This is a genomic window from Pseudomonas cichorii, from assembly GCF_015471405.1.
In the GTDB taxonomy this organism is placed as follows: Bacteria; Pseudomonadota; Gammaproteobacteria; order Pseudomonadales; family Pseudomonadaceae; genus Aquipseudomonas; species Aquipseudomonas serbiensis.
Map to the genome: position 1 here is coordinate 82700 of NZ_BLVZ01000018.1, position 17739 is coordinate 100438.

Genomic DNA, 17739 nt, shown 5'->3' on the forward strand with positions numbered 1-17739 from the left:
GAGCGGCAGTGCTTTTTGTGCCAGGAAAGTTTCCGCCCCCTTCCCCTTCCCGAAACCAAATAAGCTTTCTGCTCAGGTGCTTACGCATTGCTCCAAGCGGACAATGGCAGTATTTTGCAGCGTAGTAATGCATCACCCGATGCCCACAACTACAAGGGGAAATCCAAATGGTTAAAATCCGCCCGCGTCCCGCTGTCGCCGGGGTTGCATCGGCAGATCGGGTGCTGACCGTTCTTACTGCATTCAAGGTGGGCGATACGGCTTTGGAGCTTGCCGAGCTGGCCAATCGCACAGGGCTGATCAAAAGCACCATCATGCGACTGATGGTCTCGCTGGAGAACTACGGACTGATCACCCGCATGGCGGACGGACGCTATCAACTCGCAACAGAAATCATGCGATTGAACACTGTCTATCAGGATGGGCTCGATCTTGAGCGCCATATAACACCGCTGCTACACCGGCTGACTCAGGAAACAGGCGAAACCGCATCGTTCTATGTGCGCCATGGCGCTTACAGGATGTGCCTCTACCGGGTTAACTCACCGCACCACTTGCGCCTGCACCTGCAACCGGGCGACACCCGCCCCATGGACGGAGCTGCCGGGGCCGAAGCACTACGTACGCCCTACTCGCTGGCAGCGAAAATGATAAAACCCATCTATTCGGTAGGCGCCACGGACCCGCACGCATCCTCAATGTCACTGCCCATTTTTGGGCCGGGTGAAAACCTGATCGGGGCTCTGGTACTGTCAGGCCCGGCAAGTCGCTTGACAGCAGACCAGGCTAGAACCCTCCATCCGCTGTTTCAGAATGCAGCCCTTGAACTGACCCGCAGCCTGGGTGGCGATGCGCTTGCCATCGACCAGGATGAACCGGCGCCTAAGAAGCCGCGAGCACAAAAGCCCCCAAAAGCCTAAGAAGCAACCGCCACGCAGACGCGAGATTATCACCTCACGGCCGCCTCCATTATTCGATATGGCTCATATCTGCATGCGGATTAACGCAATATATCGATGGGCTCTTCGCCTCTAGACTAGACCCTCCAGCCCCAAGAGGGCTCATGTACTCATGAAAAGGAGAACCCATGACGGTCAAAGCCTACGGCGCCTACGCTGGCGATAAACCCCTTGAGTCACTGGAAATCACCCGCCGCGCTCCAGGCCCCCACGATGTTCAGGTCGATATCGCTTATTGCGGCATTTGCCATTCTGACCTGCATCAGGTGCGTGGCGAATGGGCGGGCACTCAGTTCCCTTGCGTGCCAGGCCATGAAATTGTCGGGCGCGTGTCCGCAATCGGCAAGCACGTAAAAGGCTTCCAGCACGGCGATCTGGTCGGTATCGGCTGCATCGTCGACAGCTGCAAGCAGTGTGAAGAATGCGACTCGGGCCTCGAAAACTACTGCGACGGCATGATCGGCACCTATAACTTCCCGACCCCGGATGCTCCCGGCTGGACCCTTGGCGGTTATTCGGAACAGATCGTGGTACACGAGCGCTACCTGCTGCGCATCCGTCACCCGGCTGAACAACTCGCCGCCGTGGCGCCGCTGCTCTGCGCGGGGATCACCACCTATTCACCGCTGCGCCACTGGCAGGCTGGCCCCGGCAAGAAAGTCGGGATTGTCGGTATCGGTGGCCTTGGCCATATGGGCATCAAGCTGGCTCATGCCATGGGCGCGCATGTGGTTGCTTTCACCACCTCCGAATCCAAGCGCGAAGCGGCGAAAGCACTGGGCGCCGACGAGGTCGTCATCTCGCGCAACCCAGAGGAAATGGCCGCCCATGCCAAGAGCTTCGACCTGATCATCAATACCGTGGCAGCACCGCACAGCCTCGATGATTTCCTGGCGCTGTTGAAGCGTGACGGCACCTTGACTCTGGTTGGCGCCCCCGCTTCACCACACCCGTCCCCCGAGGTGTTCAACCTGATCTTCAAGCGTCGTTCGATCAGCGGCTCGATGATCGGCGGCATTCCTGAAACCCAGGAAATGCTGGACTTCTGCGCCGAACACAACATCGTCTCGGACATCGAACTGGTGCGTGCCGACCAGATCAACGAAGCCTATGAGCGCATGCTCAAGGGTGACGTCAAATACCGTTTCGTGATCGATAACACCACGCTGGCCAACGCCTGAACCCAGGCATTAAATCCACAATCCGCACAGGCCGCGACCAGAGCATGGCCTCAGCCTGTGCGCAGTTGAAGGGTATTTATCAATTTCACTCATATAGCCTAGAAACCAGGCGCCATGGAGCGTCCGTCAGTACGTGCTAACGTTTAAGCAGTGTTGCGCAAGTGAAACGCTTGCTTTTTGGCCCGCAAACAAATGGCACTCAAGGGCATTTCCCCACTGGATGGCTGGATAATCATGGAACTGCAGATCAACGATAAGACCTATCAGGTCCAGGCCGAAGGCGATACCCCACTGCTGTGGGTCATTCGCGATGAACTCGGGCTGACCGGAACCAAGTACGGCTGCGGCCTTGCTCAATGCGGGGCCTGCTCCGTCCTGATCGACGGAGTGGCCGCACGCTCGTGCGTCGTTCCGATCCAGGGTGTCATCGGGCGCAAGATCACGACGATCGAAGCCATCGAAGAAGATGACGTAGGCAAGCGAGTGGTTGCCGCCTGGGTCAAGCATCAGGTCCCGCAATGCGGCTATTGCCAGTCAGGTCAGGTCATGGCCGCGACCTCATTGCTCAAACAGGTTGCCCACCCTTCGGATGCAGAGATCGGAGCCGCGATGATCAACCTGTGTCGTTGCGGCACCTATAACTTCATCAATGCAGCCGTGCATGAAGTGGCTGGCGAAAAGGTCGCGCTGTTTGAGCCCGCAGCCACTCCCGGCAAGTCTTGAGAACTGCACGAGGCGCAGACCTCGGCAATCGCGCTTCAGAAATCGTGATCCAGGCTCTGTACGAAAAGTCGGCGAGCGAAGGTCAGGCAAGGCAAAAACAGGCGAGGAACGGTCGGAGTCGCGCTCGACTTTACGTGTTGTAAATGAGCATTGCGATGGGGGCGCCGAGCCCGGACTCGCGCACGAGCCTGTTTTTAACGCAGCATCACCGAGCGCAGCCACTTTTCGTACAAAGCCTAGAACCTGAGCAATGGATGCGTCTTGAAAGAGATGGCAGCCTGAGGAAATCATAATGACAACGTTGGCGAATAGTCCCGACGCAAGCGAGGCGTTTCCGACAGGGGAAGCGATCAATATCTCTCGGCGTCGCTTTCTGATTGCATCGGCTGGCACCATGGCAGGTGCTCTGGTCCTTGGTTTCGGCCTGCCGATGGGCCAGGCACGGGCTCAGGCCCGAGTGGCGGCAGAGGTTCCGGGAACGCGAGTCCCCGCCTTTCTCGAAATCCGCCCGGATAACACCATCCGCCTGCAAAGCCCTTTCATCGAAGGCGGCCAGGGCATTTTTACCGCCATGGCGCAGATTGTCGGTGAAGAACTGGATGCCGACCCGGCCACCTTTATCGTGGAAAACGCCTCTCCCGGCAGTGAATACGTGGTCCTGAGCAACGGCATGCGGATCACCGGCGGCAGCATGTCGGTACGCATGAGCTACCCCACCATGCGTCGTCTCGGAGCCCTGACCCGGGCGATGCTATTGCAGGCGGGCTCGGAACGTCTGGGTGTACCGGTCAGTGAACTCACCACCCAGCCTGGACAGGTCGTTCATGCGGCTTCGGGCAGGACGTTGAGCTACGGCGAACTGGCCTCACGCGCCATGGACCTGCCAGTGCCCGACCCGGACAGCGTCAAGCTCAAGGACCCGAGCCAGTTCCGCTGGATCGGTAAGTCGGTAAAACGTCTGGACGGCTACGAAAAGTCTACGGGCAAGACCGTCTACACCATCGACTGCAAGGTCGATGACATGCTCCACGCGGCCGTACAGCACGCCCCAAGGCTCGGCCTGACGGTCGGCACCATCCGTAACGAAGACCAGATCAAGGCCATGAAAGGCGTTCACTCCGTGCATCGCCTGCCCGGCGCGGTTGCCGTCGTCGCCGAGCGCTGGTGGACGGCCAAACGTGCGGTAGAAGCTGTGCAGGTGGACTGGAAAGAGCCAGGCCCGGATTCGGATCTGCGTTACATGCCGGCGGACTTTTCCAGCGCAGCCTTCAGCGAGCGACTGGCCAACGAACCCGGTGCAGGCAAGGACGACGAGGTTGTAGGCGAAGCCGGCAAGGCCCTGGACAGCGCCCATACCGTTGTCAGCGCTACTTATTACAGCCAGTTTGTCCATCACGCACAGCTGGAGCCGCCTTCTGCGCTGGCGCGTTTCAACCCGGACGGCACACTGGACCTGTGGCTGCCCAATCAGGCACCGGACCTGTTCCTGGCCGACGTGGCCAAGAGAACAGGCCTTGAGCCGTCGAAGATCAACCTTCATTCCCCGGTACTTGGCGGCTTCTTCGGCAGACACTTCCTCTACAACAGCGCATCGCCTTACCCTCAGGCTATCCAGCTGGCCAAGGAAGTCGGGCGTCCGATCAAACTGATCTGGAGCCGCGAAGAAGAATTCCTGCGCGATGTACTGCGCCCCATGGCCGTCGTGCGCTTCCGTGGCGGGCTCGATGCCAAAGGCATGCCTGTCGCACTGGAAGCCTTAAGCGCCACCGAAGGCCCAACCGAAGCCATCAGCAACAAACAGGGAGAGAAAATTGACCCCACGGCCCTTGAAGGGCTGGCCGGCAAGGTCTATTCGATCCCCAATCGCAGGATTGCCCAGCTGTATGTGAAGAGCCCGGTCATGCTTGGCTACTGGCGCTCGGTCGGCAACTCGATGAATGATTTCCTGTATGAAACCTTCCTCGACGAGCTGGCAGACAAGGGTGGACAAGACCCTTACGAGCTTCGACTGCACTTGCTCAAAGACAATGAGCGGCTGACCAACCTTCTGCGTGCCGTCGGTGATCTGGCTGGCGGCTGGAAACGTGGCCCTTTCACGGCCGAAGACGGCACGCTCCGCGCCCGTGGCGTTGCCATGGCGTCCCCTTTCGGCACCGAGGCGGCGGTCATCGCGGAGGTTTCGATCAAGAATGGTCAGGTCAAGGTACACGACATCTGGCAGGCCATCGATCCGGGCAGCATCGTCAACCCCGGCATCATCGAAGCCCAGGTCAACGGTGCCGTCGCGCTTGGGCTTTCACAGGTCTTGCTTGAAGAAGCTGTGTACGAGAACGGCATCCCCGCCGCCCGCAACTACGACATGTATCCGATCCTGCCACCTGATCGCATGCCCCGCGTGCATGTAAAGATCATCGAGAGCGGCGCGAAAATGGGTGGTATCGGTGAGCCGCCGTTGCCCGCCGTTCCGCCAGCCGTGGCCAATGCGGTCGCCAGGCTGACTGGCCAGCGGATTCGCAGCATGCCGCTGTCTCGGTACACCTTCAAAGACCAACAAGCCTGACACCTAGGGATCACAGATGACTACAAGCAGACTCAAGAAAGTTGCTGCCATCCTGGTGCCGGTGAGTGTCGTGGCGGCAGCCGGCGTAGCCTGGTTCGTGACACGCACACCCGCCTCGCCCTTCGACGGCGTGGCCAGCCCTCCGAGTGCGCCCGCGCAGCTGATCCAGCGTGGCGAATACGTTGCCCGGCTCAGCGACTGCGTGGCATGCCATAGCACACCGAGCAGTGCGCCATTTGCCGGCGGCCTGGAGATGGCGACCCCCTTGGGGTCAATCTTTGCCACCAACATCACACCCGACAAGGAAACCGGGATCGGCAACTACAGCCTGGCGGAATTCGACCGGGCATTGCGTCTGGGCGTGGCCCGTGACGGCCACAGGCTTTATCCGGCAATGCCTTATCCCTCCTATGAAAAGCTCAGCGAGGACGACATACGTGCGCTCTATGCGTATTTCATGCAAGGCGTAAAACCCGTCAAGCAGGAAAACCAGCCGAGCGAGATCCCATGGCCGCTGAACATGCGTTGGCCGCTAGCCTTGTGGAACGCGGTCTTCACGGATTCGGGAAGCTATATAAAGGCTGAAACCGCAAAAGACCCGCTGTGGCTTCGCGGCGCCTACATTGTGCAAGGTCCGGGGCATTGCGGCAGTTGCCACACCCCGCGCGGCCTTGCCATGAACGAGAAAGCCCTGGACGAACGCAGCCCGGCGTTCGTTTCCGGCGCACTGCTGGATGGCTGGTATGCGCCGAGCCTGCGCAACGATCCAAATACCGGACTTGGACGCTGGAGCGAGGAAGACATCGCACGCTTCCTCAAGACAGGTCGTAACCAGCATGCCGTTGTTTTCGGCTCGATGACCGACGTGTTCAACAACTCCACGCAGTTCATGACGGACGAAGACCTGAAGGCCGTTGCGCACTACCTCAAGTCGCTGCCGGGGGACCCCAAGCGTGACGGCGAGCCATGGCAATACGATGCAAAATCCAATGCCAACCTGACGGTCAGCGAACAGTTGAAGGTTCCGGGTGCAAGCACCTACATGGCCAAATGCAGCTCCTGTCACGGGCCGGACGGACGTGGACAGGGAGAATGGGTTCCGCCTCTGGCAGGCGCCTCATCCTCACTGGCGAAGGAACATGCATCGTCGATCAACGTAACCCTGAACGGGTCGGGACGTATCGTTGCGGATGGAGTACCGGATGCCTATCGCATGCCACCGTTCCGCAATCAGCTCTCGGATCAGGAAACCGCAGACGTGCTGACCTTTATCCGCACCTCCTGGGGTAACAAGGGCGGCCCGGTCACCGTGAAGGATGTGCAGGATCTTCGCGAACGGACCAATCCGGCAAGCAGTAATGTGATCATCTTGCAGATGCGGTAAGCCTCTTCGCGGATGAATCTGCTCCTACCCCAATGAAGGCTGCGTAGGAGCGACTCCGCTCATTCGCGAACAAGGCGAGCATCATCCCGCTTTAAAGAGGTGCTTCGTTTGAAGCCCTGCGCCTGCCCATCATCTGCTCCGTCTCTTCCTGATGAACCTGTTTCACCATTGCCACGTACGGAGGGTTCTCTGCCGGAGGGATCTGCGGGTCGTACAGTTGAGCAAGCATCCATAGCGCATGGCGATCACCCTTGACGAAGGCATCGGCAGTCTTTTGCGCCTCTCCGGGCTCCATACCCAACGCCTCCAGCGAGTTGCGACCTGCACGCACGGCGCTGTCGAAGGTTTCGCGGATAATCTCGTCACACCCGGCCTTGAACAGGTCATAGACATGCAGACGATCATAAGCCCGAGCCACCACATGCAAGTCGGGACGCACCCGCTTGGCATAGCGGACAATGGTCAACGCACGGGCGCGATCATCAATGGCAACCACCAGCAGACGCGCCTTCATCAGGCCCGCCGCCTCCAGAAGATCAGGACGCGACGCATCGCCGAAGAACGTCTTGATGTCAAATCGCGCCAGGGTTTCAACCACCTCGGCGCTGATGTCCAGAACCACCGTGCTATAGCCATTGGCGTTCAGCAGGCGATTGACGATCTGACCAAAACGCCCGCACCCGGCAATGATGACCGCCCCCTCGTCATCGATGGCATCAGCCTCACGGGCCTGTTTTTTTGCCTGACGCGGCAGGATCACCCGTTCCAGAAAAACGAATAACAGCGGCGCACAGAGCATCGAAAGCGCCACGACCAACAGCAGAAGCTCGGCCATGCCTTGCGCCAGCACACCGCTGCCCACGCTGAAAGACAGCAGGACAAAGGCAAACTCACCGCTTTGCGCCAGGCCCAGCGCAAGCAGCCATCGATCCATGCCCCGAAGCCGGAACAGACTGCCAATCGCCCAGAGCACCAGTGCTTTGGTGACAATCAACAGCAAGGTCAAACCGACAACCAGCCCAAGATGCTCAAACAGCAAGGCGAAGTCGATACTTGCGCCGACTGTTATAAAAAACAATCCCAACAGCAGCCCCTTGAACGGCCCGATATCGCTTTCCAGTTCATGTCGATATTCGCTGTTGGCGAGCACGACACCGGCGAGAAAAGTCCCCAGCGCAGGCGACAGACCAACCAGACTCATGAGCAGCGCTGTGCCGACCACGAGCAACAGCGCACTGGCCGTGAAGATTTCGCGCATTTGCGCCGTGGCGATAAAACGAAACAAAGGTCGCGTCAGGTAGTGCCCTCCGACCACCACCGACGCAACCGCCAGCAGCGTGACCACCCCGATCATCCAGCCCGGTAAACCGGTGAGTAACGTCGCGCCGGAACCATGAGCGACTTCGGTCTCGTTACCGGCGAGCAAACCGGGAACGGCCAGCAATGGCAGTAACGCCAGCATCGGGATCACTGAGATGTCCTGAAACAGCAACACCGAAAAGCTTGCCCGACCGCCATCGCTGTCAAGCAAGCGCTTCTCATCAAGGGTCTGCAACGCAATGGCCGTGGAGGAAGCCGTCGCAATCAGGCCGATGGCCAGCGCCGTTTTCCACTCCACGTCCATGGCAACAGCGATGCCCCAGACCGCCAGAGTGGTCAACAGTACCTGCAAACCACCAAGCCCCAACAGGCGATGACGCATTTCCCATAACTGTTGCGGTTGCAGTTCAAGGCCGACCAGAAAAAGCATCATCACGACACCGAATTCGGCGAAATGCTGCAAGCGCTCCGCCTCGGCACCCACCAGCCCCAGTAGCGGACCAATGATGATCCCGGCGATCAGATACCCCAATACCGAGCCCAACCCAAGCCGTTTGGCGACAGGTACAGCCAGCACGCCCGCGCACAGATAGAGAAAGGCATGAAACAGTGCATCGACCGTCATGCCTGCGCCCCCTGTCCATCGGGCAGCAGGCAGGTTGCAGAGGTCGGGTTAGCGAACAAAAACAGCATCATGCTATGCATGCCTCGCTTGTCATGAAGAAATGGCCACAACGTCGGTCTCGATCAGTTCAAGAGACTGGACCATGTGAGCCACTGTGGATTTGTAGGTCTTGAAATGAGGAGAATCCAGATGAGCGCAATAGGCTTCGGCATCCTGGTATACCTCGACCACAAAGAACCGGCCTGGCACCTCACGTACTTCAAGGGCATAGAAAGCAATCACTCCAGGCTCCAGCGCACCCGCAGCCTCCACGATTTTTCGGGAGGCTGTCCGATACTCATCGAGCTTTGCGGGATCGACCTCAATCCGCGCAATGCGCACAAGTGGTGGGCGGCCTGGAGGAGCTGGTTGACTTGAATCAATCATGTCCATCTCCTCCTCGATCAAAACTCCTGCCACGTCAGGCGCAAGACGATTTCGTTGATGTCCACTTCTTCAGGCTGACTGATGGCAGACACAACGTAACGTGACTGATCCGTATCAGGCATTACCTGGCGCGAAGAGCATTTCCCAGTTGGTGAACGGACCCAGCGGGATGATTTCCCAATCGATGAGCCCGGCCTCGGCCAACGGGAATTCGCGCAGTGCCTGACGTGTAGCTTCAACCGATTCGCACTCGACAATCAGCGCAACACCGGGACGGTCCTGGCGGAAGTAAAAGTCGCGCACGATGCCGTTCTTGTAGAGCTGCCAGGCGTGACGTGCCTCGTCCAGCATATGAGGTTGGTACTTTTCCAGGCTGGCACCGGGCTGTGGAACATCGAGACAAAGTAGTTTCATGGGAGGGCTCGCCTAGTGAAGTTACGGGTCAGACCGGCTGGAATCGGCGCACTGTTTCGGCCACGCGCTGGCCCAGGTAGGCAGCGGTTTGCAGATCACTATTGACAGGAGCGTCATCCGGCCCCTGATCGCCGTTGGATTGCGCCATCGCGCCCAACCAGCTACCCAGTCGGTTGAGGTCTTGCTCGCTGCCTGTGCTGATGTTGTTACCCGGCTTCAGATCGAGCCCTACCCACAACATCCCGTGCTGGGCGGCAAAGAGCGCCATGGAGATCAGAGAATGCAGTTTGTCGCCGTTTTGCGCGCCCGAATTCGTAAAGCCGGCGGCAACCTTGTTGCCCCACTTCAAATCATTCCAGGCAAGCCGGGTGGAGTCCTCGCAGAACTGCTTGAAGCGGGCGCTGGGAGCACCGTTGTAGGTAGGCGAGCCAAAAATGATTGCATCACTGGCCTCAAGAACATCCCAGGCTATCGAGCCTTCGGATAGCGCGATCAACCGAGCCTCGGCACCGTCAACCCGGCGAACGCCCTCGGCCACGCTCTGAGCCTGCCTGGCGGTGTGGCCCCAGCCACTGTCATAAACGATGGAAATCAACATGCTTCATGAATCCTTCTTAAGCCATGGAGAGAAAGAAAAACGACGATGACAAGTCGCTGTACTGGCTCCGTGCAGGCACCAATAGCCACGGGAAGGAAGTTTATAGTAGAGTAATAATCACCATTTCCGATATTTCTTCCTCTTTAAGTAGAACCACAGGCACCAATTGAGAGCCGAGAATTTATGAGAGATCCTCTGGATGGCATTGCCCTGTTCGTTGAAGTGGTCAATGCAGGCGGTTTTTCGCGTGCTGCGGAGCAGTTAGCGCTGACACGCTCTGCGGTGGGCAAAGCGATTGCCCGTGTGGAAGAACGGCTGGGTGTGCGTCTGTTCCATCGCACCACCCGCACCCAGAGCCTGACCGAGGATGGGCAGCTCTATTACGAACATTGCCTGCGCGCACTGGAAGAAGTCCGCTCAGCCCAGTCTCTGATCGAATCCGGCATGCACGAGATTGCCGGCCGCATGCGCGTGACCATGCCCGCCCTGTTCGGCCAATACTGTGCGACCCCGCTGCTGATGGAGCAGGCACGCGAACATCCAAAACTGGAACTTGATCTGCACCTGTCCGACCAGTCGGTTGACCTGATCGCCGAAGGTTTCGACCTGGCAATACGTTTTGGCCCACTGTCACAGTTGAACGGCCTGCAAGCCCAGCACCTGGCCGTACAACAGAAACTGTTGTGTGCATCGCCGGCTTATCTGGCAGAAAAGGGGCATCCACGCACCATCGCGCAGTTGATGGATCACAAAGCGGTTCTGTATCACCGGCGCGATTACACCCAGACCTGGCCGGTTTTCGACATGGATGGCCAACTCAAGAACCTGTCCCTTGCGCCGCGCATCCGGCTGAATGATCTGTCTTCAATCGCCGATGCAGTCGAAGCCGGAATGGGGGTCGGCTGGCTGCCTTCCTGGCTGATACGTGATCGTCTGCGCTCGGGCGCAATCGTCCAGCTTCTGGAAAACCACCCGCCTACAACCATGGATTGCCACGCCGTCTGGCCGCAGATGCGGCAGATGCCCAAGCGACTGCGCCATCTCATCGACGTGCTCGCGACACGATTACCGGAGGTGATGCTCCTTTGAATCACCCAAGCCAGAACCCCACCCATGACATCAAGGACCGACCATGAAACTTCGCCGTTTGTTTTCCACCTGCTCCATGACGCTTTGCCTGCTTGCATCAGGCTGGGCCAATGCACAACAGTTCCCGCCTTCGGTGGTGGTGCGTGTCGCACAGCTTGAGATCGATCCGCAGCAACTGGAACGCTACTCACAGATCGTCAAAGAAGAGATGGAAATTTCCGCACGGGACGAACCGGGCGTGCTCGCCATTTACTCCGTGGCCGAGAAGGATCAGCCCCACAAGCTCCACTTCTTTGAAATCTATGCCGACGAGCAGGCCTACAAGTCCCATATCGCCTCTGCGCATTTCAAACACTATGTAGAAGCAACCAAGGCAATGATTGTCTCGCGCAAGCTGATCGAGACGACACCGGTGCAATTGAGCGCGAAATAAACCATCAAGCGGTTTATCACCTGGAGAACCACATGAAGAAACTTGCCTGTCTGACGCTGCTGGCCGTTACCAGCCTTGCAATGGGTGCGGCATTCGCACAAACGCCTGCACCGGCCAAACCCATGGCGTATTACGTCGCCGAGTTCAAGCCCACCACGCCGGGGGCCATCAAACCTTATAGCGACCGGGTCGAAGACACCTTCAAACCGTTTGGCGGGCGCTTCATCGTACGCGGTGGAGAAGTCGATGCTCTGGAGGGTGAAAAAACCATGGGAAGAATGGTAGTCATTGCGTTCGACACTATCGAACAGGCCCGAGCGTGGTACCGCTCGCCAGCGTATGAAGCGATCAGGCCGATCCGCCACAAGGCAGGCAAAACCAACGTTTACATCGTGCAGGGAATACAAGCGCCACTACCCCAGTAAGAGCGAATTCATTCGCGAGAGGCCGGTACATCCCAAGAAAATGTATCGTCTGGAATACCGTCTCGCGAATGAATTCGCTCCTACGCGGGAGGTTTAACAGATCAAGGATTCTGCGTCACCGCATCAGCCGCAGGCAGTACGAAACCTGTGGCGAAGGTTGGTTTGACGTCCAGTGGCTTGGCGATCAGGCCATGGGCCTGGTAGAAGTCGGCCGTTTCCTGTTGCTCGGTGATGGTCTTGGCATCCACGGCCTGCCAGCGCAGTTTCCGGCGCTCGAATTGCAGGCGTGCAGCCTCCTGAGGGAAGCCGATGATCTGCGCCAGGGTTTTTGAATAGCTGTCGAGGTTCTGGTAAGCCCAGATCTGCGCATTGGCCAGCCGTACCAGATAATCCTGCAACGCTTCGCGACGGGCCGGGTCAGCCAGTGCCTTGTCGGTGGCGGCCAGGAAACTGTTGCCGCTGGACAGCCCGCGACCATTGACCAGCACCCTGCCCTGACCGCTGAGTTCAGCCAGCGCGGTGTAGGGTTCCCATGTAGCCCAGGCATCCACCGAACCATTGGCCAGTGCGACCTTGGCGTCCACCGGCCCGAGGAAACGGAACTCCACGTCCTTCTCGCTCAAACCGGCAGTAGCCAAGGCCTTGAGCGCGATATGGTGACCAATCGAGCCGCGCCCGGTGGCAATACGCTTGCCTTTCAGGTCCGCCGCCGTTTGCAGTGATGACTTGGGCTCGACCAGCACCGCCGTGCCGTAAGCGTCGGACTTGTCCACGGCAATGGCCTTGACCTGCGCCCCGGACGCCAGCGCGAACAGCAATGGCGCATCACCGATGATGCCCGCGTCAACGGCCCCGGCATTCAAGGCTTCGGCCAGCGGTGCAGCGGCCGGAAACTCCGCCCAGCGAATGTCGTAAGGCAGATCACGCAGAGCATCAGCGGCTTCAAGCTGGGCGCGCATATTGCCCTTCTGATCACCGATTCGCAGTTCGATACGTTGTTCGGCGAGGGTCGGGCCTGCCAGCAGCAGGGCGGCGCCAAGCGCCAGGATTCTTGCAAAAGGGGGCATCGCGGACATTCTCCGTGGCTGAGGTAGCCTGTGGTCAGGTTCTGGAGGATGACTGTACCGACAAGTTAATAATCAGTGAAATGCATTTTAGTCATATCCTAATATGCGCAATATTTTAATTATCGCCATTAGCTTATATCAAAAAAGAATTTTACAGCGCAAACCACCAAGAATACGGTCATAAGCATCGCCCAACCTGGGCGGGATAACAGCGCCTGAAACGGGCGTTCCCGTGTTTCCTGTGATGAGTGCCTGATGAACCAGTCTTCTGCTACCACTGTTAGCGTGATCGCCAGCCAACTGGATGCCCAGACCAACGAATTGATCCGTCGGCAACTGCCTGAGCACCGGGTTCTGGACCTGACGCCCGATCAGTTCAATGCCGAACGTGCAGACGTGGTGATCCTGCGCCCGGTCAACGTACGCGGCCGTCGGGTGGATGAACCACCGCGCGGCTGGCCCTGGTCGCTGCGCTGGGTGCAACTGGTGTCCTCGGGCATCGATTTCTATCCAGACTGGCTGTTCCAGGGGCCACCGGTCACCAGCGGCAAGGGCAGCAATGCCGAGCAGGTCGCCGAGTTCGCGCTGGCAGCCGTATTTTCCGCAGCCAAACGCTTGCCGGACATATGGGTCAAGGATGACGACTGGAGCTTCAGCCAGTTACAACCGGTACGTGGCCGTACCTTGGGTATTCTGGGGTTAGGCAGCATCGGCCGCAGCCTGGCGACCAAGGCCACGGCGCTGGGTATGCGCGTGATCGCCCTTGGCCGACCAGAGCAGCCGCTGACCGAGTTGCCGCAGGTCGAAGTGGCTGAAAACCTCCATCACCTGTTTGCCGAATCCGACCATCTGGTGCTGGCTGCTCCCCTGACCTCGCAGACCCGCGGCCTGATCAATCGTGAAGTACTGGCCAGCTCCAAGCCCGGTCTGCATTTGATCAATATTGCCCGTGGCGGGTTGCTTGATCAGCAGGCCCTGCTCGAAGCACTCGAAGCCGGCTGGATTGGCCGCGCCACACTGGATGTAACCGAACCCGAGCCACTGCCGGCAGGCCACCCGCTGTACAGCGATCCACGGGTATTTATCTCGCCACATACCTGTGCGCTGTCCACCGACGGCATTCAAGGCTTCGTCAACGATTTCGTCGAGAACTTCAAGCGCTATCGTCAGGGCCTGCCCCTGAACAACCTGGTGGATCACCAGCGCGGTTACTGAAGCTCGCGACAAACCAGACCACCCCATAAAAAAATACTGCCCATTTACAGACTGACCGACCCCGACCCGGCGGAGGCACAGGATTCCTGCACCCTCCCCGGCTCTCGTGCGTTTCCGTGGACGGTTGCAGGTTGCACACACCAACCGAGCATGTTGACCGTCAGGAACTCCGTCCATGGCCAAACCTACCTTGCGCTACAGCATTTCCCCGTTACTGCTGTCATTGCCTCTGAGTACCTTCGCCGCCAGCGACCCGCTGCCGGAAGAACGTCTGCCCAGCGTTACCGTCACCGCCGAACACCGTCAGGAAAACCTGCAGAAAACCCCACGGGCAATCAGCGCCTTCGATGAAAACACCCTGCGCGACCAGCAGATCAACAATATCCGCGACCTCTCCGGGCGGGTGCCGAACCTGACACTCAGCCGTCAGTCGATCTCCTACAGCGCACAGACCTATGGCATTCGCGGCATTGGCGAAACCGATCCGATCCAGGAAGCCGCTGTCGCGGTGTACGCCGACGATCTGTACATCCCCCGGGCGATTTCCTCGATGCTCGACTTCAACGATGTCGAGCGCGTCGAAGTATTGCGCGGTCCGCAAGGCACGCTGTATGGCCGTAACAGTGCGGCTGGTGCGATTCGGGTGATCACCCATGATCCGACCCAGGAAACCCGTGGCTTCGTCGAACTGGGTGCCGGGACTTACAACGCGCAAAGCAGCCGCCTGTTGATCAGCGGGCCGTTGGTGGACAACACCCTGTTCGGCAGTTTTTCTGCGCTGCGCCTGAGTCGCGACGGCACGGTGCGCAACCGCACTCGCGATACCGATGTGAACAATGTCGATATCCAGTCCTATCGCGGCAAGCTGCGCCTGGCACCGCTGGATTCGCCTTGGGACACGCAACTGACCCTGGCAGGCACCTTCGACCGTGGTGACACCACCAGCTACACGCCATTCGACCCGGCCACCGGCCGCTTCGACAAGTTCAAGACCTACAGCAGCCTCGATCCGAAGAACCGCCTCGATCAGGGCAGCGCCGTGCTGCGAGCCATCTACACCTTCGACGATCACCTGAACTTCAAGTCAGTCACCGGCTGGTCGGCCTTCGACCAACCCGTGGACTATGACAACTCCGGCGAAGCCAACAGCGGCAATGCCTCGCCGGTACAAAACAACCTGATCCGCTACAAACAGCGCTACGCCACTCAGGAATTCCAGCTCAATGGCGACTACGAACGCTTCAACTACACCCTCGGCGTCTACCTGTACAAAGAGCGCTTCCGTGCCGAACGCGACAGCCTCACTTATTCGGTAGCGGCTGATCGGGTCAATGCCAGCGGCCAGTACAGCACCACCGACACAGAAAGTTACGCGCTCTACGGCCAGGGTAACTACAAGCTGACCTCGCGCCTGTCGCTGACCGCTGGTCTGCGCTACACCAGCGAACACAAGAACTTCGATTACAAGAACTACAGGATCACCACCGCTCGGGAGATCACCGGGCTCAACTTCAGCGCAGAAACCAGCGACAGCTGGGCCTCCGTAAGCCCGAAAGTGGGTCTGGAATATGCCTGGAGCGAGAACCTGACCCAATACGGCTACGTGGCCAAGGGCTTCAAGGCCGGTGGCTTCGACAACCGGGCACCGACCCTCGCCGCCGCCCAGCAGGGCTTCGAGCCGGAAAACGTGATCACCTATGAAACCGGCTTCAAGGGCGATTACCTCGGTGGCCGTCTGCGCAGCAACGTCGCGGTGTTCTACAACGACTACCGCGACCTGCAGACCAATGCCTGGGACCCGGCCATCAGCGCCAACCTGCGAACCAACGTCGGCAGCGCACACAGTTACGGCGTCGAGCTGGAAAATACCGCACTGCTCAACCGCGACCTGACCCTGACCGCCAACCTGGGTTACCTCAAGGCCCAGTACGACGACTTCAAGAACGCCGCAGGTGCGGGAGTGGATGCCGATGGCAACTGGATGGTCTTCGCCCCGCGCTGGAACGCATCACTGGGCCTGAACTGGACCGTACCGGTGAATGTGCCCGGCGCTCTGGTGGCTGGCACCGACTGGCAGTTCCAGACCAAGTCCTACGCCAACGCCGTGAATGGCGATATCTACGAAGTCCCTCAGCAGAGCTTCTGGAACGCCAACACCAGCTACAGCAGCGGCGACGGTCACTGGACCACCACCCTGGCAGTGAAGAACCTGCTCAACCGCGCCTACCCGCAAAGCATCGCCTATTCAGCGGCAAGCAGCACGGCGTACTACGCGGTCAACGACCCACGCACCATCACTCTGAGCGTGCGCTACGACCTGTAACCGAGAACGTGATCAGCCTGCATCGACACCCAGAGGCGGTGCAGGCAGTTCCTGAATTACATATTCCAGAATCGAATCAATACATGAAAACAAATTATTTATCGTTCTATAAAAAAACCCTTAGTCTCAACCCATGCCCAGCTTCGCAAACAAGGATTCCTTCATGAGCCACTCCGCACAGATCATCGACCTAGGCCTGTTTCGCAAACGCAAGCACGCACAGCAGTTGGGCCGTCTGATGTGGGCGATGTACGCTCATCAGGCAGGAATCGTGACGCAACCGGGAAGCGATGGCCTCGCGTCACCGAAAACACCTCGTCAAGCGTAACGCCATGACGACATCGGAGCGTTTCCTGGCAACATCGATTGACACCCCACTTGACCTTGGACAAGAGGCGGCCACCAACGAAGACGACCTGATCGGCTCTCGCGTCGCACAGAACCTGCAACGCCTGCGCAGCAAACGCCAGTTATCGCTGGATGCCCTGGCAAGATTGAGCGGGGTGAGCCGGGCGATGCTGGCACAGATCGAGTCCGGGCGCAGCGTGCCGTCGATCAAGGTACTGTTCAAGATCGCCAAGGCTGTCAGGGTTTCGGTTGCAGCCTTTCTGGAAAACCGCGAATGCGAAGGTGTGACCGTGATGCCGGCACGCGACAGCAAGCGCCTGGTCAGTGCCAGCGGCGACTTTATCAGCCGGGCGCTCTACCCGTACGACACATCGCGTCATGTTGAATTCTATGAGTTGCGGATCAGCCCGCTGGGGGAAGAACATTCCGCCGAGCATGGGCCGGGCGTGCAGGAGAATCTGGTAGTCGCGCAGGGTGCGCTGGAGATCAGTGTGAACGAAGAGCGTTTCCTGCTCTCAACGGGGGATTCGATCATGTTCTATGCAGACCAGCCCCACCGCTACCGAAACCCGGTAGACAGCGAGGCGGTGGCTTATCTGGTGGTCACCCACCCCGAGCGCCGCGACTGAGGTTCGCGACGTCCCGCATC

Annotated in this window: 17 protein-coding genes; 12 read left to right on the top strand and 5 right to left on the bottom strand. The window is 59.0% G+C overall.

The genetic code is table 11. The annotated features are described in order from the left end of the window. Positions 1–167 precede the first annotated feature (167 nt). The 5 genes from JL015_RS24315 (at position 168) to JL015_RS24335 (ending at position 6807) form a co-directional block, all read left to right on the top strand. The gene (locus JL015_RS24315; protein WP_201006791.1) at positions 168–920 is read left to right on the top strand and encodes an IclR family transcriptional regulator; all 753 of its coding nucleotides are present in this window, start codon (positions 168–170) and stop codon (positions 918–920) included. Positions 921–1087: 167 nt separating this feature from the next. After that, on the top strand, positions 1088–2140 hold the full coding sequence (locus JL015_RS24320; protein WP_201020281.1) for an NAD(P)-dependent alcohol dehydrogenase: 1053 nt from the start codon (positions 1088–1090) through the stop codon (positions 2138–2140). Between the two features lie 234 nt (positions 2141–2374). After that, positions 2375–2863: a (2Fe-2S)-binding protein gene (locus tag JL015_RS24325; RefSeq protein ID WP_201006795.1), complete on the top strand. Its 489-nt coding sequence runs from the start codon at positions 2375–2377 to the stop codon at positions 2861–2863. Between the two features lie 292 nt (positions 2864–3155). Further along, on the top strand, positions 3156–5423 hold the full coding sequence (locus tag JL015_RS24330; protein ID WP_201020282.1) for a xanthine dehydrogenase family protein molybdopterin-binding subunit: 2268 nt from the start codon (positions 3156–3158) through the stop codon (positions 5421–5423). 16 nt (positions 5424–5439) lie between these two features. After that, a complete protein-coding gene (locus JL015_RS24335; RefSeq protein ID WP_201020283.1) occupies positions 5440–6807 on the top strand; it encodes a c-type cytochrome in 1368 nt (455 codons plus the stop codon). Positions 6808–6898: 91 nt separating this feature from the next. On the opposite strand, the gene JL015_RS24340 is transcribed toward JL015_RS24335, so the two are convergent. The 4 genes from JL015_RS24340 to JL015_RS24355 form a co-directional block, all read right to left on the bottom strand. After that, the gene (locus JL015_RS24340; protein ID WP_201020284.1) at positions 6899–8752 is read right to left on the bottom strand and encodes a monovalent cation:proton antiporter-2 (CPA2) family protein; all 1854 of its coding nucleotides are present in this window, start codon (positions 8750–8752) and stop codon (positions 6899–6901) included. Positions 8753–8842: 90 nt separating this feature from the next. Then, positions 8843–9178 carry a putative quinol monooxygenase gene (locus tag JL015_RS24345; RefSeq protein ID WP_201020285.1) on the bottom strand — a complete coding sequence of 112 codons (336 nt, stop codon included), beginning with the start codon at positions 9176–9178 and terminating at the stop codon, positions 8843–8845. A 114-nt stretch (positions 9179–9292) separates the two neighbouring features. Continuing rightward, positions 9293–9592 (bottom strand): superoxide dismutase, encoded by a 300-nt coding sequence (locus tag JL015_RS24350; RefSeq protein ID WP_201020286.1) that lies wholly within the window; start codon positions 9590–9592, stop codon positions 9293–9295. Positions 9593–9620: 28 nt separating this feature from the next. After that, complete coding sequence (locus tag JL015_RS24355; RefSeq protein ID WP_201020287.1) at positions 9621–10190, bottom strand: flavodoxin family protein; 570 nt, start codon at positions 10188–10190, stop codon at positions 9621–9623. Between the two features lie 183 nt (positions 10191–10373). Here JL015_RS24355 and JL015_RS24360 point away from each other — a divergent pair, with 183 nt between their 5' ends. From JL015_RS24360 to JL015_RS24370, 3 genes are read left to right on the top strand one after another with little or no spacing between them, the layout of a single operon-like run. After that, positions 10374–11279, top strand: a complete 906-nt coding sequence (locus JL015_RS24360; protein ID WP_025260351.1) for a LysR family transcriptional regulator — start codon at positions 10374–10376, stop codon at positions 11277–11279. Positions 11280–11322: 43 nt separating this feature from the next. Next, on the top strand, positions 11323–11712 hold the full coding sequence (locus tag JL015_RS24365) for a putative quinol monooxygenase (protein ID WP_025260352.1): 390 nt from the start codon (positions 11323–11325) through the stop codon (positions 11710–11712). Positions 11713–11744: 32 nt separating this feature from the next. After that, complete coding sequence (locus JL015_RS24370; protein ID WP_201020288.1) at positions 11745–12137, top strand: DUF1330 domain-containing protein; 393 nt, start codon at positions 11745–11747, stop codon at positions 12135–12137. Between the two features lie 101 nt (positions 12138–12238). On the opposite strand, the gene JL015_RS24375 is transcribed toward JL015_RS24370, so the two are convergent. After that, the gene (locus JL015_RS24375) at positions 12239–13204 is read right to left on the bottom strand and encodes an ABC transporter substrate-binding protein (RefSeq protein ID WP_025260354.1); all 966 of its coding nucleotides are present in this window, start codon (positions 13202–13204) and stop codon (positions 12239–12241) included. A 255-nt stretch (positions 13205–13459) separates the two neighbouring features. On the opposite strand from JL015_RS24375, the gene JL015_RS24380 reads away from it, so the two are divergent. The 4 genes from JL015_RS24380 (at position 13460) to JL015_RS24395 (ending at position 17719) form a co-directional block, all read left to right on the top strand. Further along, the gene (locus tag JL015_RS24380; protein WP_025260355.1) at positions 13460–14419 is read left to right on the top strand and encodes a D-isomer specific 2-hydroxyacid dehydrogenase family protein; all 960 of its coding nucleotides are present in this window, start codon (positions 13460–13462) and stop codon (positions 14417–14419) included. Between the two features lie 175 nt (positions 14420–14594). Next, a complete protein-coding gene (locus tag JL015_RS24385) occupies positions 14595–16742 on the top strand; it encodes a TonB-dependent receptor (RefSeq protein ID WP_201020289.1) in 2148 nt (715 codons plus the stop codon). Between the two features lie 163 nt (positions 16743–16905). Beyond that, entirely contained in the window at positions 16906–17070 is a 165-nt protein-coding gene (locus tag JL015_RS24390) for a hypothetical protein (protein ID WP_162883744.1), read from the top strand. 4 nt (positions 17071–17074) lie between these two features. After that, a complete protein-coding gene (locus tag JL015_RS24395; RefSeq protein ID WP_025260357.1) occupies positions 17075–17719 on the top strand; it encodes a helix-turn-helix domain-containing protein in 645 nt (214 codons plus the stop codon). Positions 17720–17739 lie beyond the last annotated feature (20 nt).